This is a genomic window from Pseudomonas sp. C8002 (assembly GCF_013385765.1).
Taxonomy (GTDB): Bacteria; Pseudomonadota; Gammaproteobacteria; order Pseudomonadales; family Pseudomonadaceae; genus Aquipseudomonas.
In genome coordinates this window covers 61,726-81,672 of sequence record NZ_JACAPJ010000002.1, presented here as the reverse complement: position 1 = coordinate 81,672, position 19,947 = coordinate 61,726, and the positions used below count along the sequence as shown (strand labels likewise).

Annotated in this window: 18 protein-coding genes; 7 read left to right on the top strand and 11 right to left on the bottom strand. The window is 61.0% G+C overall.

Going from position 1 to position 19,947, the window contains the following annotated elements:
• Positions 1–156: 156 nt before the first annotated feature.
• Positions 157–1,341, bottom strand: a complete 1,185-nt coding sequence (locus tag HX814_RS02190) for a thiolase family protein (RefSeq protein ID WP_003216747.1) — start codon at positions 1,339–1,341, stop codon at positions 157–159.
• Between the two features lie 102 nt (positions 1,342–1,443).
• On the bottom strand, positions 1,444–2,961 hold the full coding sequence (pap, locus tag HX814_RS02185; protein ID WP_177009485.1) for a polyphosphate:AMP phosphotransferase: 1,518 nt from the start codon (positions 2,959–2,961) through the stop codon (positions 1,444–1,446).
• A 141-nt stretch (positions 2,962–3,102) separates the two neighbouring features.
• Between pap and mnmC the strand changes: the two genes are divergently transcribed.
• From mnmC to HX814_RS02160, 5 genes are all read left to right on the top strand, one after another.
• Positions 3,103–5,091: a bifunctional tRNA (5-methylaminomethyl-2-thiouridine)(34)-methyltransferase MnmD/FAD-dependent 5-carboxymethylaminomethyl-2-thiouridine(34) oxidoreductase MnmC gene (gene mnmC / locus HX814_RS02180; RefSeq protein WP_177009486.1), complete on the top strand. Its 1,989-nt coding sequence runs from the start codon at positions 3,103–3,105 to the stop codon at positions 5,089–5,091.
• Positions 5,092–5,245: 154 nt separating this feature from the next.
• On the top strand, positions 5,246–7,018 hold the full coding sequence (locus tag HX814_RS02175; protein ID WP_003216754.1) for an N-acetylglutaminylglutamine amidotransferase: 1,773 nt from the start codon (positions 5,246–5,248) through the stop codon (positions 7,016–7,018).
• Between the two features lie 3 nt (positions 7,019–7,021).
• Positions 7,022–8,767 (top strand): N-acetylglutaminylglutamine synthetase, encoded by a 1,746-nt coding sequence (ngg, locus tag HX814_RS02170; protein ID WP_177009487.1) that lies wholly within the window; start codon positions 7,022–7,024, stop codon positions 8,765–8,767.
• Positions 8,768–8,937: 170 nt separating this feature from the next.
• Complete coding sequence (locus HX814_RS02165) at positions 8,938–10,122, top strand: osmoprotectant NAGGN system M42 family peptidase (protein WP_003216760.1); 1,185 nt, start codon at positions 8,938–8,940, stop codon at positions 10,120–10,122.
• Between the two features lie 59 nt (positions 10,123–10,181).
• Positions 10,182–10,409, top strand: coding sequence for a YheU family protein (locus tag HX814_RS02160; RefSeq protein WP_003192759.1), 228 nt, complete (start codon positions 10,182–10,184; stop codon positions 10,407–10,409).
• 3 nt (positions 10,410–10,412) lie between these two features.
• Here the strand turns inward: HX814_RS02160 and csrA are convergent, their stop codons facing one another.
• Positions 10,413–10,622 carry a carbon storage regulator CsrA gene (gene csrA / locus HX814_RS02155; protein WP_008433220.1) on the bottom strand — a complete coding sequence of 70 codons (210 nt, stop codon included), beginning with the start codon at positions 10,620–10,622 and terminating at the stop codon, positions 10,413–10,415.
• Between the two features lie 388 nt (positions 10,623–11,010).
• Positions 11,011–11,832 carry an SDR family oxidoreductase gene (locus tag HX814_RS02150; protein WP_102368462.1) on the bottom strand — a complete coding sequence of 274 codons (822 nt, stop codon included), beginning with the start codon at positions 11,830–11,832 and terminating at the stop codon, positions 11,011–11,013.
• A gap of 329 nt (positions 11,833–12,161) precedes the next feature.
• Between HX814_RS02150 and HX814_RS02145 the strand changes: the two genes are divergently transcribed.
• A complete protein-coding gene (locus HX814_RS02145) occupies positions 12,162–12,314 on the top strand; it encodes a DUF3309 family protein (RefSeq protein WP_003216767.1) in 153 nt (50 codons plus the stop codon).
• 60 nt (positions 12,315–12,374) lie between these two features.
• On the opposite strand, the gene HX814_RS02140 is transcribed toward HX814_RS02145, so the two are convergent.
• From HX814_RS02140 to HX814_RS02120, 5 genes are all read right to left on the bottom strand, one after another.
• Entirely contained in the window at positions 12,375–14,462 is a 2,088-nt protein-coding gene (locus HX814_RS02140) for an LTA synthase family protein (protein ID WP_177009488.1), read from the bottom strand.
• 396 nt (positions 14,463–14,858) lie between these two features.
• The gene (locus HX814_RS02135) at positions 14,859–15,050 is read right to left on the bottom strand and encodes a PLDc N-terminal domain-containing protein (RefSeq protein ID WP_003172956.1); all 192 of its coding nucleotides are present in this window, start codon (positions 15,048–15,050) and stop codon (positions 14,859–14,861) included.
• Between the two features lie 68 nt (positions 15,051–15,118).
• Positions 15,119–15,649: a hypothetical protein gene (locus HX814_RS02130; RefSeq protein WP_003216771.1), complete on the bottom strand. Its 531-nt coding sequence runs from the start codon at positions 15,647–15,649 to the stop codon at positions 15,119–15,121.
• A gap of 41 nt (positions 15,650–15,690) precedes the next feature.
• The gene (locus HX814_RS02125) at positions 15,691–16,206 is read right to left on the bottom strand and encodes an ankyrin repeat domain-containing protein (protein ID WP_010176046.1); all 516 of its coding nucleotides are present in this window, start codon (positions 16,204–16,206) and stop codon (positions 15,691–15,693) included.
• Between the two features lie 96 nt (positions 16,207–16,302).
• Positions 16,303–18,129: a long-chain-acyl-CoA synthetase gene (locus HX814_RS02120; protein WP_177009489.1), complete on the bottom strand. Its 1,827-nt coding sequence runs from the start codon at positions 18,127–18,129 to the stop codon at positions 16,303–16,305.
• 398 nt (positions 18,130–18,527) lie between these two features.
• Between HX814_RS02120 and HX814_RS02115 the strand changes: the two genes are divergently transcribed.
• The gene (locus HX814_RS02115) at positions 18,528–18,806 is read left to right on the top strand and encodes a DUF3509 domain-containing protein (RefSeq protein WP_003216777.1); all 279 of its coding nucleotides are present in this window, start codon (positions 18,528–18,530) and stop codon (positions 18,804–18,806) included.
• Positions 18,807–18,860: 54 nt separating this feature from the next.
• Here the strand turns inward: HX814_RS02115 and HX814_RS02110 are convergent, their stop codons facing one another.
• On the bottom strand, positions 18,861–19,145 hold the full coding sequence (locus tag HX814_RS02110; protein ID WP_003216779.1) for a response regulator transcription factor: 285 nt from the start codon (positions 19,143–19,145) through the stop codon (positions 18,861–18,863).
• A 235-nt stretch (positions 19,146–19,380) separates the two neighbouring features.
• Entirely contained in the window at positions 19,381–19,926 is a 546-nt protein-coding gene (locus tag HX814_RS02105) for an acireductone dioxygenase (RefSeq protein ID WP_134326014.1), read from the bottom strand.
• Between the last annotated feature and the right edge of the window lie 21 nt (positions 19,927–19,947).

Sequence of the window (19,947 nt, the reverse complement as noted above, 5' to 3'; positions counted from 1 at the left end):
GCATTCTAGGGGGATGTGAACGGATTGGGATACGGTGCTGATCAAATGTGGGAGCGGGCTTGCTCGCGAAGGCGGTCTATCAGCCAACATTTTCATCGACTGCCCCGCCGCATTCGCGAGCAAGTCGAATCGTCGCACCGCCACTCCCACACTGAGTCAGCGTACGGCTTCGAACAAGCCGGTGGCCCCCATGCCGCCGCCCACACACATAGTGACAATGCCGTAACGCAACTTGCGCCGCTGCAACTCACGCACCAGATGCCCCACCTGCCGCGACCCCGTCATCCCAAACGGATGCCCGATGGAAATCGACCCACCGTTGACGTTGTACTTGGCGTTATCAATTTCCAGCCGATTACGCGCATAAAGGCACTGCGAGGCAAACGCCTCATTCAACTCCCACAAATCAATATCCGCCACTGCCAGCCCACGGGCCTTGAGCAACTTGGGCACCGAAAACACCGGCCCGATCCCCATCTCATCCGGCTCACACCCCGCCACCGTAAACCCGCGAAAAAACGCCTTGGGCTTAAGCCCCAGTTCCAGCGCTTTTTCCAGGCTCATCACCAGTGTCATGGAAGCCCCATCAGACAACTGCGACGAATTCCCCGCCGTCACCGACCCATCCTCCGCAAACACCGGCTTCAATCCCGCAAGACTGGCCAACGTCGTATCCGGACGATTGCAATCATCCCGATCCACCACCCCCTCCAACACCTGCACCGCGCCAGTGTTCTTGTCCTCAACCTTGTACTTCACCGCCATCGGCACGATTTCATCATCGAACAACCCGTCAGCCTGGGCCTGAGCCGTACGCTGCTGGCTTTGCAGCGCATACAGATCCTGCTCTTCACGACTGACGTGATACCGCCGCGCAACGATTTCCGCCGTCTGCCCCATGGGAAAGTAAATGCCCGGCACCTGCTCCTTGAGCAACGGATTGATCAGGTTATCGGTGTTGACGCTCTTCATGGTCAGGCTGATGGACTCGACCCCACCGGCGACAATGATCTCGCTGCAACCGGAAGCAATCTGGTTGGCGGCGATCGCAATCGCCTGCAACCCCGAGGAACAGAAACGGTTGAGGGTCATGCCCGCCGTACCGGTACCCAGTTGCGACAACACCGCCACATTGCGGCCGATGTTGTAGCCCTGGGCACCTTCGTTGGAACCGGCGCCGACGATGCAGTCCTCGACCGTGGCCGGGTCGATGCCGTTGCGGGTCAGCAACGCGTTCACGCAATGGGCAGCCATGTCATCGGGACGGGTCTGGTTGAACTTGCCGCGAAAGGACTTGGCCAGGCCGGTTCGCACGCTGTCGACGATCACTACTTCACGCATGGGCTACCTCAATTGTTGTGGTTGTTGAGAGATGGATCGAGCATAGATCCCGCCCTCTTCAACCGCGACAATCATTCACCCCGCGTATGCAAAAGCATGGCGTTACTTCTTCTTGTCCTTCTTGTCATGCTTGTCGGTCTTGTCGAACGCTTCCTCCAGCGCCCGGTTGATGGTGCGCAGTACCTTCACCCGCGCCCAGCGCTTGTCGTTGGCTTCAACCAGCGTCCACGGCGCAATCTCGGTGCTGGTGCGGTCTACCATGTCGCCCACCGCCGCCCGGTAGTCGTCCCACTTCTCGCGGTTACGCCAGTCGTCCTCGGTGATCTTGAAGCGTTTGAACGGAATTTCCTCGCGGGCCTGGAACCGCTCCAGCTGCGTCTGCTTGTCGATCGCCAGCCAGAACTTGACCACGATCACCCCGGCGTCGCGCAGTTGCTCTTCGAAGTCGTTGATCTCGCCGTAGGCGCGCATCCAGTCCGTCGGCGTGCAGAAGCCTTCGATGCGTTCCACCAGCACCCGGCCATACCAGGAGCGGTCGAACACGGTGAACATGCCCCGCGCCGGAATCTTCTGCCAGAAACGCCACAGGTAAGGCTGGGCGCGCTCGTCTTCACTGGGCGCGGCGATCGGCACGATGTGGTACTGCCGGGGATCGAGGGCTGCCGCCACACGCCGGATGGCCCCACCCTTGCCCGCCGCGTCGTTGCCTTCAAACACCGTCACCAACGCGTGCTTGCGCATGCGTTTGTCGCGCATCAGCCCGGAGAACCGTGCCTGCTCGGTAATCAGTTGTTCTTCGTAATCGTCCTTTTCAAGGCTCAGGCTCATGTCCAGGCTGTTCAGCAGGCTCATCTGGTCAACCGCCGATGGCAGCGGCGCCGGGTTCATGCCGCTGGCTTTACCCTTGGGCACTTTCAAGGCGTTTTGCAGGCCTTCGAGCAGGATCTTGCCGACGGTCAGCCCGCGGTAGTGCGCATCGACACCCTCGATCACATACCAAGGCGCATAGTCACGGCTGGTGCGGCGCAGGATCCGCTCACCAAAATGCACAAACTTGTCGTAGGTCTTGGACTGCTGCCAGTCCAGCGGGCTGATGCGCCAGCTGTGCAGCGGGTCGTCCTGCAAGGCCTTGAGCCGGGATTTCATTTGCTTCTTGGAGAGGTGGAACCAGAACTTGAAGATCAGCGCGCCTTCGTCACACAGCATCTTTTCCAGGCGCTCGGCCCCGGCGATGGCCTGATCCAGCCGCGCGTCCTTGATCTCGCCATGGACGCGACTCTGCAGCATCTGGCTGTACCAGTTACCAAAAAAGATCCCCATGCGGCCTTTCGCCGGCAGCTGGCGCCAGTAGCGCCAGGCCGGTGGGCGGGCCAGTTCTTCGTCGGTCTGCTGGTCGAAGGTGCGCACCTCGATCAGGCGCGGGTCCATCCATTCATTCAGCAATTTGACGGTTTCACCCTTGCCCGCGCCTTCGATGCCATTGATCAGGATGATCACCGGGAAGCGCTTCTGCTGTTGCAGTTCGTACTGCACTTCCAGCAAGGCTTCACGCAGGGCCGGCACTTCGGCGTCGTAGGTGTCTTTGTCGATGGCGTGACCGATTTCGGCAGATTCAAACATGGGCGGCTCCGTTCCAGAAGTGATCAAGACTAGCGGATTGGGCAACAACACGTGGCAGGAAATTCCGCAGCGGCTTGCCATGGATCAATGACAACCCTGTTGATCAGCTAGAATGGCCGCCTTGCCTTTGCCGAGCCGCTCATGAACCCCGTATCCCACGCCCAGCTTGACTGGGATGACCAAGGTCGCCCGCACTCGCGGGTCTTCGATGACGTGTACTTCTCCGACAAGTCGGGCCTTGAAGAAACCCGCTACGTGTTCCTCGAACAGAACCGTCTGCAGGAACGTTTTGCGGCGCTGCCGGTGGGCGGGCGCTTGGTGATTGGTGAGACGGGCTTCGGCACCGGCCTGAATTTTTTGTGCGCCTGGCAGTTGTTTGATCAACACGCGGAGGCGGGTGCGCGCCTGCATTTTGTCAGCGTGGAAAAGTACCCGCTGAGCCACGCCGACCTGCAGCGCGCCCTCGCCCTCTGGCCGGAACTGGCACCGTTCGCCGAGCAGCTGTTGGCGCAATACATCGCGATTCACCAAGGCTTCCAGCGGCTGGTACTGGATAACGGTCGAGTCACCCTGACGTTGCTGATCGGCGACGCCCTGGAGCAATTGCCGCAACTGGACGCGCAAGTCGACGCCTGGTTCCTCGACGGTTTCGCCCCGGCCAAGAACCCCGACATGTGGACTGCCGAGCTGTTCGCCGAACTGGCGCGGCTGGCGGCGCCGGGCTCGACCATCAGCACCTTTACCAGCACCGGCTGGGTACGGCGGTTGATCAACGCCGCCGGGTTCAAGATGAAGCGCACCCCCGGCATCGGCCACAAGTGGGAAATCCTGCGGGGTGAGTTTCTCGGCTGGCCCGCTGAAACGCCTGCGCCTGCCGCGGCAAAACCCTGGTTTGCGCGCCCGCCTGCGGTTTCCGGTGAACGCCATGCACTGGTCATCGGTGGTGGCCTGGCCGGTTGCGCCACGGCGGCCAGCCTGGCGGCACGCGGCTGGCGCGTCAGTTTGCTGGAACGCCACGCAGCGCTCGCGCAGGAAGCCTCCGGCAACCCGCAAGGGGTGTTGTACCTCAAGCTTTCCGCCCATGGCACGGCACTTTCGCAGTTGATTCTCAGCGGTTTCGGCCACACCCGGCGCCTGCTGGAACACCTGCAACGTGGCGTGGACTGGGATGGCTGCGGCGTGCTGCAACTGGCCTTCAACGCCAAGGAAGCCGAGCGCCAGGCACAACTGGCCGGCGCTTTTGCCCCGGACCTGTTGCACCTGCTGGATAAAGAGCAGGCACAGGCGCGCGCCGGGATAACGCTGGAGCACGGCGGCTTGTTCTTCCCCGAAGGCGGCTGGGTTCACCCGCCGGCGCTGTGCGAATGGCAAGCCAGGCACCCGCTGATCGAAGTGCTCCAGCACCACGACGCCCTTGAGCTCAAGCAGGTCGACAGTCAGTGGCAGGCGTTGCAGGGCGATACGGTTCTGGCTCAAGCCAGTGTGGTCGTGCTGGCCGGCGCCGCCGAGATCAAGCGGTTTTCCTTCAGCGCTGACTTGCCCCTCAAGCGCATCCGCGGGCAAATCACTCGCCTGCCGCAAACGGCGCAAAGCCAGGCGTTGGCCACGGTGGTGTGCGCCGAGGGCTACGTCGCCCCGCCACGCCTGGGCGAGCACACCCTCGGTGCCAGTTTCGACTTCAAGAGCGATGACCTTACGCCCACGGTGGCCGAGCACGCGGGCAATCTGCAGATGCTGCGGGAAATCTCCCTCGATTTGCTGCAACGCCTGGGCGCCGACAGCCTGGCACCCGAACAGCTCGAAGGCCGCGCCGCCTTCCGTTGCACCAGCCCGGACTACCTGCCGATCGTCGGACCGCTGGCGCAGCGAGAGGCGTTTGATCACACCTACGCCGCCCTCGGCAAAGACGCCCGGCAGGTCCCTGATGCGCCGTGCCCGTGGTTGCACGGCGTGTATATCAACAGTGGCCATGGCTCACGGGGGCTGGTCACCGCGCCACTCTGCGCAGAGCTGCTGGCCGCCTGGCTCGACAATGAGCCCCTGCCGCTGCCGCGCAGTGTCAGCGAAGCCTGTCACCCCAATCGGTTCGCGCTGCGTGCCCTGATCCGCGGTAACCCAGGCAAATCCTGAGGGCCATGACGGGCTCGCAACCCGTCAAGGCTCTTTGCCTTATAACGTATTGTTCTAAAACTCCCACAATTTACCCGGGTCAGTCTCTGGGTACCCGCTGTTTTGGCGGGCTGCATTTCTATCCCTCCCCAACGGAAAAACCGGTAAGGAATTTATGTGCGGATTAGCTGGAGAGTTACGTTTCGATCACCAACCTGCCGACCTGGCAGCGGTGGAACGAATCACCCATCATTTGGCGCCACGCGGTCCTGACGCATGGGGCTTTCATGCCCAGGGGCCGATTGCCCTGGGCCATCGACGCCTGAAAATCATGGACCTGTCGGATGGCTCCGCCCAACCGATGGTCGACGCCCAGCTGGGCCTGTCCCTGGCGTTCAACGGCGCGATCTATAACTTCCCGGAATTGCGTGAAGAGCTGGAAGCCCTGGGCTACGCCTTCTATTCCGGTGGTGACACCGAAGTGTTGCTCAAGGGCTACCACGCCTGGGGCGAAGCCCTGCTGCCCAAGCTCAACGGGATGTTCGCCTTCGCCATCTGGGAGCGCGATGCCCAGCGCCTGTTTATCGCCCGTGACCGCCTCGGCGTGAAGCCGCTGTACCTGTCGCGCACCGGCCAGCGCCTGCGTTTTGCCTCGGCCTTGCCGGCGCTGCTCAAGGGTGGCGATATCAACCCGATCCTCGATCCGGTGGCCCTTAATCACTACCTGAACTTCCACGCCGTGGTGCCGGCGCCGCGCACCCTGCTGGCGGGCATTGAAAAGCTGCCGCCCGCCTCCTGGATGCGCATCGACGCCGATGGCAAGACTGAACAGAAAACCTGGTGGACCCTGCCCTACGGCCCCCACGCCGACGAAGCCAACCTGACCCTGGAAGACTGGACCGACCGCGTGCTCGACAGCACCCGCGAAGCCGTGGCGATTCGTCAGCGGGCGGCGGTGGATGTGGGCGTGCTGCTTTCCGGTGGTGTCGATTCCAGCATGCTGGTGGGCCTGTTGCGGGAAGTCGGCGTGCAGGACCTGTCGACCTTCTCCATCGGTTTTGAAGACGCGGGTGGCGAGCGCGGCGACGAATTCCAGTATTCGGACTTGATCGCCAAGCATTACGGCACCCGTCACCACCAACTGCGTATCGCCGAAAGCGAAATCATCGAGCAATTGCCGGCGGCGTTCCGCGCCATGAGCGAGCCGATGGTCAGCCATGACTGCATTGCCTTCTACCTGCTGTCCCGGGAAGTGGCCAAGCACTGCAAGGTGGTGCAAAGCGGCCAGGGCGCCGATGAACTGTTCGCCGGTTACCACTGGTACCCGCAGGTGGATGGCGCAAGCGACCCGTACGCGGCCTACCGCGACGCATTTTTCGACCGCAGCTACGACGACTATGCCGCTACCGTCGCGCCGAAATGGTTGACCGCGAATGACGCCGCCGGTGACTTCGTGCGCGAGCATTTCGCCCAGCCCGGCGCCGATGCGGCGGTAGACAAAGCCCTGCGCCTGGACAGCACCGTGATGCTGGTGGATGACCCGGTCAAGCGCGTCGACAACATGACCATGGCCTGGGGCCTGGAAGCGCGCACGCCGTTTCTCGACTATCGCCTGGTAGAACTGTCGGCCCGCGTGCCGGGCAAATTCAAACTGCCGGACGGCGGCAAGCAAGTGCTCAAGGAAGCGGCGCGCCGGGTGATCCCGAGCGAGGTCATCGACCGCAAGAAAGGCTACTTCCCGGTGCCCGGCCTCAAGCATTTGCAGGGTGACACCTTGAACTGGGTGCGTGAGCTGCTGCTGGACCCAAGCCAGGACCGCGGCCTGTTCAACCCGGCCATGCTCGACCGCCTGCTCACCGATCCCCAAGGCCAACTGACCCCGTTGCGCGGCTCCAAGCTGTGGCAACTGGCGGCGCTGAACCTGTGGCTCAGCGAACAAGGAATCTGATTCATGAAACCTCATGCCACGGCTTACAGCCAACGCTTGCTGCGAGGCCAGGCGCCCTCCTACGAGCGCCTGCAAGCCCGCTTCGCCGAAGACGGCAGCGAACTGGACCCCACGCCGATTGCCGTGCATTGCGGTTGGGGCCGGTTGTTGATCGGCCACACCTTCCCGGACCCGGCGAGCCTGGCCCTGGAGTTGCTCAACGAGCAGCCCGGCGAGCGGGATATCGCGCTGTATGTGGCGGCGCCGCAGCAGATCCTCGGGATTGATCCCCAGCAGTTGTTTCTCGACCCGTCCGATACCCTGCGCCTGTGGTTCACCGACTATCGCCCGGCAACCCGGGTGTTTCGCGGGTTCCGGATTCGCCGGGTACAAACCGAGGCGGACTGGCAGGCGGTGAACCAGCTGTACCAGGGGCGCGGCATGTTGCCGGTGGACCCGGCACTGCTGACGCCACGTCATCAAGGCGGCCCGGTGTATTGGCTCGCCGAGGATGAAGACAGCGGCGCGGTGATCGGCAGCGTGATGGGCCTGAACCACCAGAAGGCCTTTCACGATCCGGAGAACGGCTGCAGCCTCTGGTGCCTGGCGGTCGACCCGCAATGTACCCGTCCCGGGGTGGGTGAAGTGCTGGTGCGCCACTTGATCGAACACTTCATGAGCCGTGGCCTGAGCTACCTCGACCTGTCGGTGCTGCACGACAACCGCCAGGCAAAAAGTCTCTACGCCAAGCTTGGCTTTCGCGCGCTGACCACCTTCGCCATCAAGCGCAAGAACGGGATCAACCAGCCGCTGTTCCTCGGCCCTGGCCCGCAGGCGGAGTTCAATCCCTATGCGCGAATCATTGTCGAGGAAGCCCATCGGCGCGGGATCGACGTGCAAGTGGACGATGCCGATGCCGGCTTGTTCACCCTGAGCCACGGTGGCCGCCGGGTGCGCTGCCGCGAATCCCTCAGCGACCTGACCAGCGCCATCAGCATGACTTTGTGCCAGGACAAGAGCCTGACCCACAAGGCACTCAAGGCTGCAGGCTTGAAGCTGCCGGAGCAGCAGTTGGCCGGCAGTGCCGACGACAACCTGGAGTTTCTCGACGAGCACCAGCGTATTGTGGTCAAGCCGCTGGATGGCGAACAAGGCCAGGGTGTGGCGGTGGATTTGCAGACCATTGAAGACGTGCAAAAAGCCATTGAGGCGGCCCGCCAATTCGACACCCGTGTACTGCTGGAAAGCTTCCACGAAGGCCTCGACCTGCGCATTCTGGTGATCGGCTTTGAAGTGGTTGCCGCCGCCATTCGCCGCCCGGCGGAAGTCACCGGCGATGGTCAGCATTCCATTGGCGCGTTGATCGAAGCCCAGAGCCGCCGACGCCAGGCCGCCACCGATGGCGAAAGCAAAATCCCCCTGGACCATGAAACCCAACGCACCCTGCAGGCGGCCGGCTACGACTACAACAGCATCCTGCCCCGTGGCGAACGCCTGGCGGTGCGGCGTACCGCCAACCTGCACACCGGTGGGTGCCTGGAAGACGTGACGGCCATCCTCCACCCGACCCTGGTGGACGCCGCCGTGCGCGCCGCCCGTGCCCTCGACATTCCCATGGTGGGCCTGGACCTGATGGTGCCGGCCGCCGACCAACCGGACTACGTGTTTATCGAAGCCAACGAACGGGCCGGGCTGGCCAACCATGAACCGCAGCCGACGGCTGAAAAGTTCGTGGACCTGTTGTTCCCCCATAGCCAACCGACGGCTTGAGAAAGGTGTTGCCTTGACTGGCGCTTTCGCGAGCAAGCCCGCTCCCACAGGGGAATGCATTCCAAATGTGGGAGCGGGCTTGCTCGCGAAGACGCCGGTACAGCCAACACAATCTCTGAGGCGCCCCTTTCATCGAAACCATCGATGCCCTCAACTCATCAGGAGTTTCCATGACCCGAACCATCCCCGAACCGGATCTCGCTTACCTGCAAAAAGTGCTGCTGGAAATGCTCGCTATTCCCAGCCCCACCGGGTTTACCGACACCATCGTGCGCTACGTTGCCGAGCGCCTCGAAGAGCTGGGCATTCCCTTTGAAATGACCCGGCGCGGCACCATCCGCGCCACCCTCAAGGGCCAGAAAAACAGCCCCGACCGCGCCGTTTCCGCGCACCTGGACACCATCGGCGCCGCCGTGCGGGCGATCAAGGACAATGGCCGCCTGACCCTCGCGCCGGTCGGCTGCTGGTCCAGCCGTTTTGCCGAAGGCAGCCGCGTCAGCCTGTTCACCGATAACGGCGTGATCCGTGGCAGCGTGTTGCCGTTGATGGCCTCCGGTCACGCGTTCAATACGGCCGTGGATGAAATGCCCATCAGTTGGGACCACATCGAACTGCGCCTGGATGCCTACTGCGCCACCCGCGCCGACTGTGACTCCCTGGGTATCAGCGTCGGCGATTTCGTCGCCTTCGACCCGCTGCCGGAATTCACCGAGAGCGGGCATATCAGCGCCCGTCACCTGGACGATAAAGCCGGGGTTGCCGCGCTGCTGGCGGCGCTCAAGGCGATTGTCGACAGCGGCCAACCGCTGCTGATCGACTGCCACCCGCTGTTCACCATCACCGAAGAAACCGGCAGTGGTGCGGCGGCGGCATTGCCGTGGGATGTGAGTGAGTTCGTCGGCATCGACATTGCGCCGGTGGCCCACGAGCAGCACTCCAGCGAGCACGCGGTGAGTGTGGCGATGCAGGATTCCGGCGGGCCGTATGACTATCACCTGTCCCGCCACCTGCTGCGCCTGGCGGCGGAAAATGAGCTACCGGTGCGTCGCGACCTGTTTCGCTACTACTTCAGCGACGCGCATTCGGCGGTGACCGCCGGCCACGACATTCGCACCGCACTGCTGGCGTTTGGTTGCGATGCCACCCATGGTTATGAGCGCACGCACATCGACAGCCTCGCCGCGCTGAGTCGCCTGCTGGGCGCGTACATCCTCAGCCCGCCGGTGTTCGCCAGCGATGCACAGCCGGCCAAGGGCTCCCTCGACCGGTTCAGTCACCAGATCGAACACGACACACAAATGGAGAGTGATACCCGCGTGCCGTCGGTGGACAGCCTGGTGGGCCAAAAAACCTGAGACTGGCAACTCGGATCCCGGCGCAGTAGCATCGCCGGGATTCCCTAGCCGAGGCTTGTATGCTGATTCCCTACGATGCACTTGAAGTCGACACCCTGACACGCCTCATCGAAGACTTCGTGACCCGCGACGGCACCGACAATGGTGACGACACACCTCTGGAAACCCGGGTGCTGCGGGTACGCCAGGCGCTGACCAAGGGCCAGGCGCTGATTGTCTTCGACCCCGAGAGCGAGCAGTGCCAGTTGATGCTCAAGCACGATGTGCCCAAGCACCTGTTCGACTGAGACTCAAGGGTTTGGCACCGGCACTGGATGGGTGTTGGCCTGCTGCCCGTGGCGACTGAGGATCTTCTGATAGACCTCCGCCCGGTGCACATTGACCCCCACCGGCGCTTCCACACCCAGCTTCACTTGGGTGCCGTTCACTTCCAGAATGCGCAAGGTGATCTGGTCACCCACCGAAATTATTTCACCTACCGCGCGGCTTAATACCAGCATGGGGTTCGTCCTTTTTAAGTTACCGAACCCCGACCATGCGCTCCCTGCCTGGCACCATCAATGGCCTTCAGGTTAAACAGGCATGCCTTACACATCAGGGTAAATTACCCTACAGACAGGCAGTGAATAATCTCGAATTACACCCAAGAACCAAACGATATGTTCAAATTTGCAGGCGCTCTCTGTGGCTAGAGAGCCTGTTGTGGCGAGGAGCTTGCTGTGGCGAGGGAGCTTGCTCCCGCTGGGTTGCGAAGCAGCCCCCAATAAGGTCAATGCATTCTTTCAGGAAGACTTGGGCGGCTGGTTTTGGGGCTGCTTCGCACCCCAGCGGGAGCAAGCTCCCTCGCCACAGCAAGCGCCCTCGCCACATCAGGTGCTAACCTGAAATTCAACCTTTTACCGCCTGCGACTGGGCTTTCGCCCGCATCTTGTCCGCCATCACGGTCATCTCGTCATACAGCAGTTGCGGGTTCTTCTGTTTCAGTGCCCAGGCCATGCGCCCCTGCTCGTGGGGCAGGATCATGAATTGCCCTTGCGCCACCTGCTGGTAGATGTAGTCGGCGATCTGTGCGGCGGTAATCGGCGAGCTTTCCAGCAGCTTGCCCACCTGGGCCTTCATCGCCGGCGTCGGCCCGCGGAACGAGTCCAGCAGGTTGGTCTGGAAGAAGGATGGGCACACCACATGCACGCCGACTTCCTGTTGCTTGAGTTCCACCAGCAGGCTCTCCGAGAGCGCCACCACGCCGGCCTTGGCCACGTTGTAGTTGCTCATGGCCGGGCCCTGCATCAGGGCGGCCATGGACGCGATGTTGATGATGCGGCCCTTGCTCTTTTCCAGCAGCGGCAGGAAGGCCTTGCAGCCCTTGACCACGCCCATCAGGTTGATCGCGATCTGCCAGTCCCAGTCTTCCAGGGACAGTTCGCTGAAGAACCCGCCCGATGCGACACCGGCGTTGTTGACGATCACGTCGATGCCACCGAGCTTTTCCTCACAGGCCTGTGCGAACGCGGTGAGCTGGCTGTAGTCGCGCACGTCGCAGCGCTGGGTGAAACCGTCACCACCGGCCTGGCGTACAAGCTTGAGGGTTTCTTGCAGGCCCGCTTCGCTGACGTCCGACAAGGCCAGCTGCCAACCCTCACGGGCCCAGCGCAGAGCGATTTCGCGACCCAGGCCAGAACCGGCGCCGGTGATCATCATGCGATTTTGCATAGGAAAGTAGCCTTGTGGTTCACGGAAGAAGTGAGCCGCAGTGTAGCGAAGGTTTTTCCTGCACCCACGCACCATCAGACTGCTGAATGCCCCAGGCAAACCGTGGGCCGGGTCGGATAGCGGGAAACCCGCCAAGTTCCATTTATTTGAACTAAGGACGGTTATTTGCAACGGGGTTAAAGGAAATAAGCAAGTTAGCGAAAAGCTTTAAAAAAACACGGAATTTTCTGCCAAACACAGGGGTCGGAGTTATTAAGGCGTCCGTATCAGCTGTCGGGCCTATCCGTTAAATACCAGGTCTTTTCAGAAGACAATAAGGAAAACAAAACATGAGCCTCATTCTTATCATTATTCTGATCCTCCTGCTGGTCGGCGGTCTTCCAGTGTTCCCTCACTCACGTAACTGGGGTTACGGGCCATCGGGTATTCTCGGTACTGTGTTGGTAGTGCTGCTGATTCTGTTGTTGCTCGGCAAGATATAACGCGTTCCAGCGTGCAAAAAAAAGAGGCCTTGAAAGGCCTCTTTTTTTATGCGCGGGTGTTTAGTCCGGCTTGCCGTCCACTACACCGGCGGTGTTGTCCAGCAGGCTCTTGGTAGCGGTCTGCAGGAACGATTCGAGCTTCTGCTTCAACGCAGCCTCGTCCGGCGACTCTGGAATCACTTTCCCGGTCGGGTTGGCGCCCAGTTCGTATTCCCACAACTTTGGTGGCATTTCCTTGGGCAGGACCAGCACGCGATCACCGGTGAGCAAGGCGACGGTCTGGTCGCTGCCCGACGGCTTGATCACACCAAAGCCCTTGTCGCCTTCCGGCAGGTTGAGCAGGTCACGGCCCCAGCACTGGTGCAGGGTGTCACCGCCCAGGCGGCCCATGATGGTCGGCACGATGTCGATCTGGGTGCCCACGGTGTGGTCACGCTCGCCGAACTTCTCCTGCATGCCCGGTGCGATCATCAGCATCGGCACGTTGAAGCGGCCCAGGTCCATTTCGGTGATCTGTTGCTCGTTGCCGAAGCCGTGGTCGCCCACGATCACGAACAGGGTTTCCTTGAAGTACGGCTCCTTGCGGGCCTTTTCAAAGAACTGGCCCAAGGCCCAGTCGGAGTAGCGCATGGCCGTCAAATGCTCGTTGAGGCTGCCACGGTCGGTGACCTTCTCGACCGGCAATGGCGTCGGCAACGCGTACGGCGTGTGGTTGGACAGGGTTTGCAGCAGCGCATAGAACGGCTTGCCGCCTTCACGGGCCTTCAACTCTTCCAGGCCACGGTTGAACATGTCCTGGTCGGACACGCCCCAGGTCGGGTCCGAGAACACCGGGTTGACGAAGTCATTACGCCCGATGAAGTTGGTCATGCCCTGGTTGCTGAAGAAGCCCGACTGGTTATCCCAGGCGAAGTCGCCGTTGTAGACGTACACGTCATCGAAATCGCGATGGCTGAGCAACTGCGGCAGGCCCGACAGCTTGTGGCTGCCTTCCGGAGTCTGCATCAGGTATTCGAAACCCGGCAGGTTCGGGAAGCAGGCCATGGTGGCGAACATACCCTGGTGGGTGTGGGTGCCGTTGGAGAAGAAGCGGTCGAACAGCAGGCCTTCCTTGGACAGTTTGTCGAAGTACGGCGTGATGTTGCCCGGGCGGCCCAGGGCGCCCACCGAGTGACCGGCGAAGCTTTCCATCAGGATAACCACGACGTTCTTGATCGGCAGGGTCTTCTCGGACGGCGGCGTGAAGTCACGGCGTACCGCGGCGGTGTCGGTGTCGACCAGTTTCTCGCTCGGCAATACCAGCATGTCGCGCACGGTCTGGGTGGCCAGCGGCTGCTCCAGGGTGGCTTTCCAGATGTTCGAACGCTCCTCGGAGAAGCGCGATTTCGCCGCCGCAATCAGCGACAAGGTACCGTTGAGCCCCAACTGGTTGGCGAAGTTCGAGTCGGTGGTGTACACGTCGCCCCAACGCAGTGGCGGGCCCTGGCGCAGGGTGCCACGGATGGCGACCACGGCGACCAGCAGGCAGACCACGAACACCGCGATGCGCGTGTACCACGGCGCTACCTGGCGAGTGCCGATGCTGCCACCGCTGAACGGGCCGCGTGGGCGCGTTGCACGGTCGGCGCCTTTGAAGGCGATGCTCAGGATCAGCGTACCCACGGCCCAGGCCAGCAGGTAGCGCACCACCGGGAAACCGTACCAGAGCATGCTCATCACGGTTTTCGGGTCTTCCTTCACGTACTGGAAGACCAGACCGTTGAGGCGCTGGTGGAACTCGCGGTAGAAGTCCATTTCCATCAGGCCCAGGAACAGCGCGATGCTGGACGCGACCGTCAGCCACAAGCGGAAGAACCCGCGCGCCGCCATGGCCCGTACGCTGAACAACGCCAGCAGCAGCGGCACCAGCAGGTACATCACCAGGCGGATATCCAGGCGCAGGCCGTTGGCGAACGCTTCAAGGAAAGTCGAGGCCGGTGTGTCGAGGATCATCTCGCGGTTGTAGACCAGCAGCGCCAGGCGCAGCAGGGAGAACATCACCATCATGATCAAGGCACAAAGCAGCGTGTACGCCAGATGGGATTTGACGGTCGGTTGCAGCAAGCGATTAGAAGCTCGCTGCTGATTCAGGGCGTCCGGGTTTGCCATGTCGTTTTAGGACCCATTGGAAGTTTAAGTTGCGAATGAATACAGCGGCGCCCCGCCCTCGCCCAGGCAAGCTGGGGTAGACGGTGAACGCAATGGCGCAAATGGTGCCCGATCAACGCCGGCAACGCCATTGATTACTCAATCCGGCCAGTGTTTGAGACTCGTCTTAGAGCATCCGACAGGAAAAATAGCCGGCGAATTGTCTTGGATGGAATGTGAAAATTCTGTGCAGCGAATATCTCGAAACACAATAACGGGCGTACGGAAACAGATGTGGGAGCGGGCTTGCTCGCGAATACGGTAAATCAGTCGATACATCAGGTGACTGTTACACCGTATTCGCGAGCAAGCCCGCTCCCACACTTACTGTGCCCGCTCTGGATAGCGTTGTTTGGATCAGATCCGCACGTTACCGCGCGGCCCGGCGATCGCCCAGATGATCAAGCCCAGTACCGGCAGCAGCAGGATCAACAGGATCCACAACACTTTGGCGCCGGTACTCGCGCCGCTTTTGAACACGTTGATGATCGCCCAGATATCCAGCGCGAGGATGATCAACCCGATCAGACCATTAAAAGTGGAACCCATGGTGTCGCTCCTAAGTGAGGGCTTGCCTGCTTAGGATAGTCAGCCGTGGCCGGGGGTTCCGTTTTATTTCAGACGTGTACCGCAACCCGCAGGGCTTCCAGCGATGGTTCGCCCTTTATGCCGGTTTCGGCACACAACTCCAGCACCCGTGGCACGTCGTTGCCGTAGACCAGCACAGCCTGGATCTCGTCGTCCAGCAATTGGCTGAAGTTCATCAGCACGTAGCCGCCGTTCTCCGGGTTGAGGGCGCTCATCTGGATCTGGATGCGGTTCAGCGCGGTCAGGGCTTCGGTCTTGGCCAGTTGCTTGGGCTTGAGGTTGAACGCCACGCCGGGGCCAAAGGAGGCGACGATCTGGGCGAACAGGTCCAGGTAGGTGTCGGCCTGGAACAGCACGGTGTCAGGCAGGCTGCCGACGACGATCCACTCACCCAGGGGAATCGGGAAAGTGTCGTCGTAGTTGATGTCGGGGTTGGCGGCCAGGAAAGCGTCGGGATCGGCGTAGGCCTGGGCCGCCTCGTCCGCCACCTTGGCGATCTCGGGTTCGCTCATGCAGCCGGAGCTGATTTTGCTGATGAGTTCGACGAGTGCGGTTTTCATGGGGTGGTCCTGTGGCGGGGCTGATTTTGAGGGCGCAAAGCCTACACCAGTTTTTGCAACTGCGCCGCCGTATCCACCGCCCCCATGGTCTGCGCGGCTGCCAGCGCGGTCACGCCCTGGGCATCGGTGGCCTTGGGATTGGCGCCCTGGCTGATCAGGTAGTCCACCATTTCGGTACGGTTGAACATCGCCGCCATCATCAAGGCGGTGCGACCATCAGAGGATGCGCCTTCGACCAACGCTCCGCCTTCGATCAACGCCTTGACCACCGGCAGGTTGCCCTTGAACGCCGCGCCGGCAATCGGCAGTTGGTTCTTGTCGTTGGCAATCTGGGGGTCGGCCTTGAATTCCAGCAGCACTTTCACCGCGTCCACATGGCCATGGTAGGCCGACAGCATCAACAGCGTATCGCCATTGTGGTTGCGCAGGTTCGGCGGCAAGCCCTTGGCCAGCAACGCCGCCAGCATCGCGGCATCGCCCTTGCGCGCCACGTCGAACACCTGCTCGGCAAATTCGGCGGCTTCGTCTTCGGTCATTTGTTTGGCTTGGTCTGACATGTGGGGCTCCTTGTCTGGTGTTTCATAAGGCGCCCAGTCTCGCGATGGAGTTCCCCACTGTCATGCCTTTTTTCCCAAAAGCGGCGATAGGCAGAATCAATAACGGAACTTGCCCGCCTGAATATCCGCCAACAGTTGCCCGGTGACCGGCACATAACTGTCCGACCCAGGCAGCCAGGCAAAGATCGGATCATCACCGGCCTTGCCCGGATCGAACGCTTCCTCCTTGAGTTTCACCTTCTGGTATTTAAAGGTGCCCGTGGTTTCCATCTTCACCTTGATCCGCAGGAACAACGGCACCGCATACGCGGGCAATTGCCCGTGGGCGAAGGTCAGCAACTCGCGCATGTCCAGGGAAGCCAGGGATTCGGCAGGCGTAATGGCCGCCATGCCCGCGCGGCCGTTGGTGTTTTCAATCTCCACGCCGTAGGCCACCACTTCGGAAATCTGCGGGTGCTGCAGGAAGATGTTCTCGACTTCGGTGGTGGAGACGTTTTCACCTTTCCAGCGGTAGGTGTCCCCCAGCCGGTCAACGAATTGGGCGTGGCCGAAGCCGATATTGCGCAACAGGTCGCCGGTGTTGAAATACCGGTCGCCCTTCTCGAACACGTCGCTGAGCACCACCTTGCGGTTCTTCTCGGGGTCGGTGTAGCCGTCGAACGGTGCCTTGTCATCGATCCTGGCCAGCAGCAGCCCCTGGCCCCCCTTGGGCACTTCGCGCATGAAACCGTCGGCGCCGCGAATCGGCTCACAGCTGTCATGGGCGTAGTCCACCAGTGCCCAGTGCATCAGGGAAAAGCCGATGGTGTTGTCGAAGTTCAGCACATTGGTGAAGCCGATGTTGCCGTCACTGGCGGCGTACAGCTCGCAGATATGATCGACGCCAAAGCGCTGCTTGAACTCAGCCCAAACCCCAGGGCGCAGGCCGTTGCCGATCATCTTCGTCACCCGGTTATCCAGGTCGCGCCCGTGGGCAGGCTGGTCGATCAGGTAGCGGCACAGCTCGCCGACATAACCCAGGGTGGTCGCATTGAATTTGCGCACATCGTCCCAGAACTGGCTGGCGCTGAACTTGCGGCGAATCGCGAACCCCGACGCCCCGGCAATCGCTGAACCCCAGCACACGCACAGGCCAGTGGCGTGATACAGCGGCAAGGTGCAATAGACGACATCCTCGGGCCCCATATCCAGGGCGATGGTGCCGAAACTGGCCGAGGACTTCATCCAGCGGCCGTGTTTGAAAATGCCGGCCTTGGGCAAGCCGGTGGTGCCGGAGGTGTAGATATAGAAGCAAGGGTCGTTGAAGTAGATCTGCTGAGTGCTGGCGGGGTTTTCCACCGGGCAGTCGGCGCTGGCGGCCATCAGGTCGACGTAATCCGGCGGCACATGGCTGTGCTGCTGATCGGCAATAAACCAGGTTTTATCCGCCTCGATGGCCACCTGGCTGCGCACGGCCTCGTAGGCCCCTACCAACTCGGCTCCCACCACGATGGCCGCCGGTGCCACCAGGTTGAGGCTATGTACCAGCGCCGACTGGGTTTGCGAGGTATTGAGCATCGCGCAAATGCCGCCCACCTTGGCCACGGCCAGTACGCTGAGCAACAACTCGGGGCGGTTTTCGATAAACAACGCCACCACGTCGCCCTTGCCGATCCCCTGCCGCTGCAGGTAGTGAGCCATGCGGTTGGCCTGCTGGTTGGCCTGGCGGTAGCTCAGCACCGTGTCGCCATACAGCAGCGCGGCGCCGTCGGGGTTGCGTTGGGTGGCTTGTTCAAAGGTCCAGCCCAGGCCGCACGGCTGGTCGGGATCGGTGATGTTGGCAACGCGGATTCCGCGCACCAGGCGCGGCAGCGCACGGACAATGGTGGGCACCTTACGCAGCATCATGCCCCAGGTGATCATGTCACTTGGCGGGTGGTTCATGGCGGGAACGTCCTTTTTCTTATTGTTCGTATGACCCTCAAGGCACTCATCGCACTGTAAGACCCGCGCCGAATGCCTTGCAGGAAAATACGCCAGCCGTTCTTCGGCTGTACACGCAGGATTTGAAAAGTTTTGTATCCCGAAAGGAAAAGGAATTTTGCGCACCGCCAGGTGGTCACTATGGAAGACCTGCCTTGCGTGCCAGCGGTGAAACACTTGGCAAAACCCCGCAAAATGCAGGATGCACGATGGCCATTCATGCAAATTGCACGAAACCGGAAATCTTAAAATTTTATAACTGATTGATTTATAACGATTTTTTAAGATACTCAGTACTGGCACAATCGCTGCACCTATCACTCCACGCTGCAAAACATGAGCTAACGGAGCTGATAGACATGAGCCTGATCCAAGATAAATTTTCTTCTGTGTTCTCCAATTTCGACGTCACCACCCAGGCGCGTCCTGATGGCGGCATCCTGCTGACCTTGCGTAACAGCGAAGGCAAGCAGATCAAACGTTCGATCTCTTATCAGCAACTGCACACGGCCGACCAACTGACGTGGGTCATCAGCGCCATTCGCCGCGACCTGGCTGAACAAGCCAGCGACCTGCCACAGATTTCGATGCTGCAAAGCCAGAACCGCTTTGCCCTGCCGACCTACCATTCGGCTTGACCGTCATGCAGGACCCGAACAGGTCGTGGTGCCGTTGCGCACCACGGCCTTTTTTTATTTGCACAATCCCTGTTTCACCGCCTCGTTCACGGCCTGGACCCGGTTAGTCACCTGCAACTTGCCGTAGATGTTGCGCAGGTGAAACTTCACCGTGGCCTGGGAGATGGAGCGAATCCTGCTGATTTCCCACACCGTCTTGCCCTCGACCGCCCAATGCAGGATTTCCCGTTCCTTTGGGGTCAGGGGTTTACCCGACAACATCGCACGCGCCTTGCGGTTGGCAACCGGCGCGCTGTCCGTTTGCGTGGACGGTTGTTCCTGTGGCTCCGAACCGCTCATGCAGGCCTCTCTCTTCATATAGGTCTTGTAACGCCCGAAGTCGGATTACTCCTATTGACAGGCGAATAAATATTGAGACCAGAGAGAGTTACACAAAGAGTGGAAGTAACAAGTAAGGTCAACGATAAACAGCTGTTACCCACAAACTTTCAAGTTTATTCCTACAGCGATTTCCAACCTGAAGGAATTGAAGTTAAAAAAATGCCCCCTGTTCAGGAGGCATTGCCGGACGGACTTAGTCATCAAGCCGGGGAAAACCCTCGGCGATCGCGTCGCCGGTCAGCATGACCGCCAGCCCTTCAGGGTCACTGAACAGGCGGATCGCCACAAAGTGCGGGTTCTCCCCCATATCAAACCAGTGCGGGATGCCGCTCGGCACCAAGATCAGGTCGTTTTTCTCGCAGAACACCGCGTACACATAATCTTCGATGTGCAAGGTAAACAGCCCACGACCCGCTACGAAAAAACGCACGTGGTCTTGGGCCATGCGGTGTTCGTCGAGTCGCTCGGCGCGCAATTGGGCTTTCTGCGGGTGATCATTGCTGATGCGGAGCACATCAACGGTGGTGTAGCCGCGCTCGGTCATCAGCTTGTCGATGGGCGCCTGGTAGGCCGCGATAATCTCAACCTCGCTGGCCCCGGGCTCAAGTCGGGTAGCCGCCTGCCAGCGATCGAAACCCACACCCAGCTCGGCCAGGGTCGAGGCGATATCGTCCTGGTGAGTCAGGACCTTGTTCGGGGTGTCGGGGGTGCAGACGTGGTAAACCGCGAGATAGCTCATCAAACTCTTCCTCTGTCACGG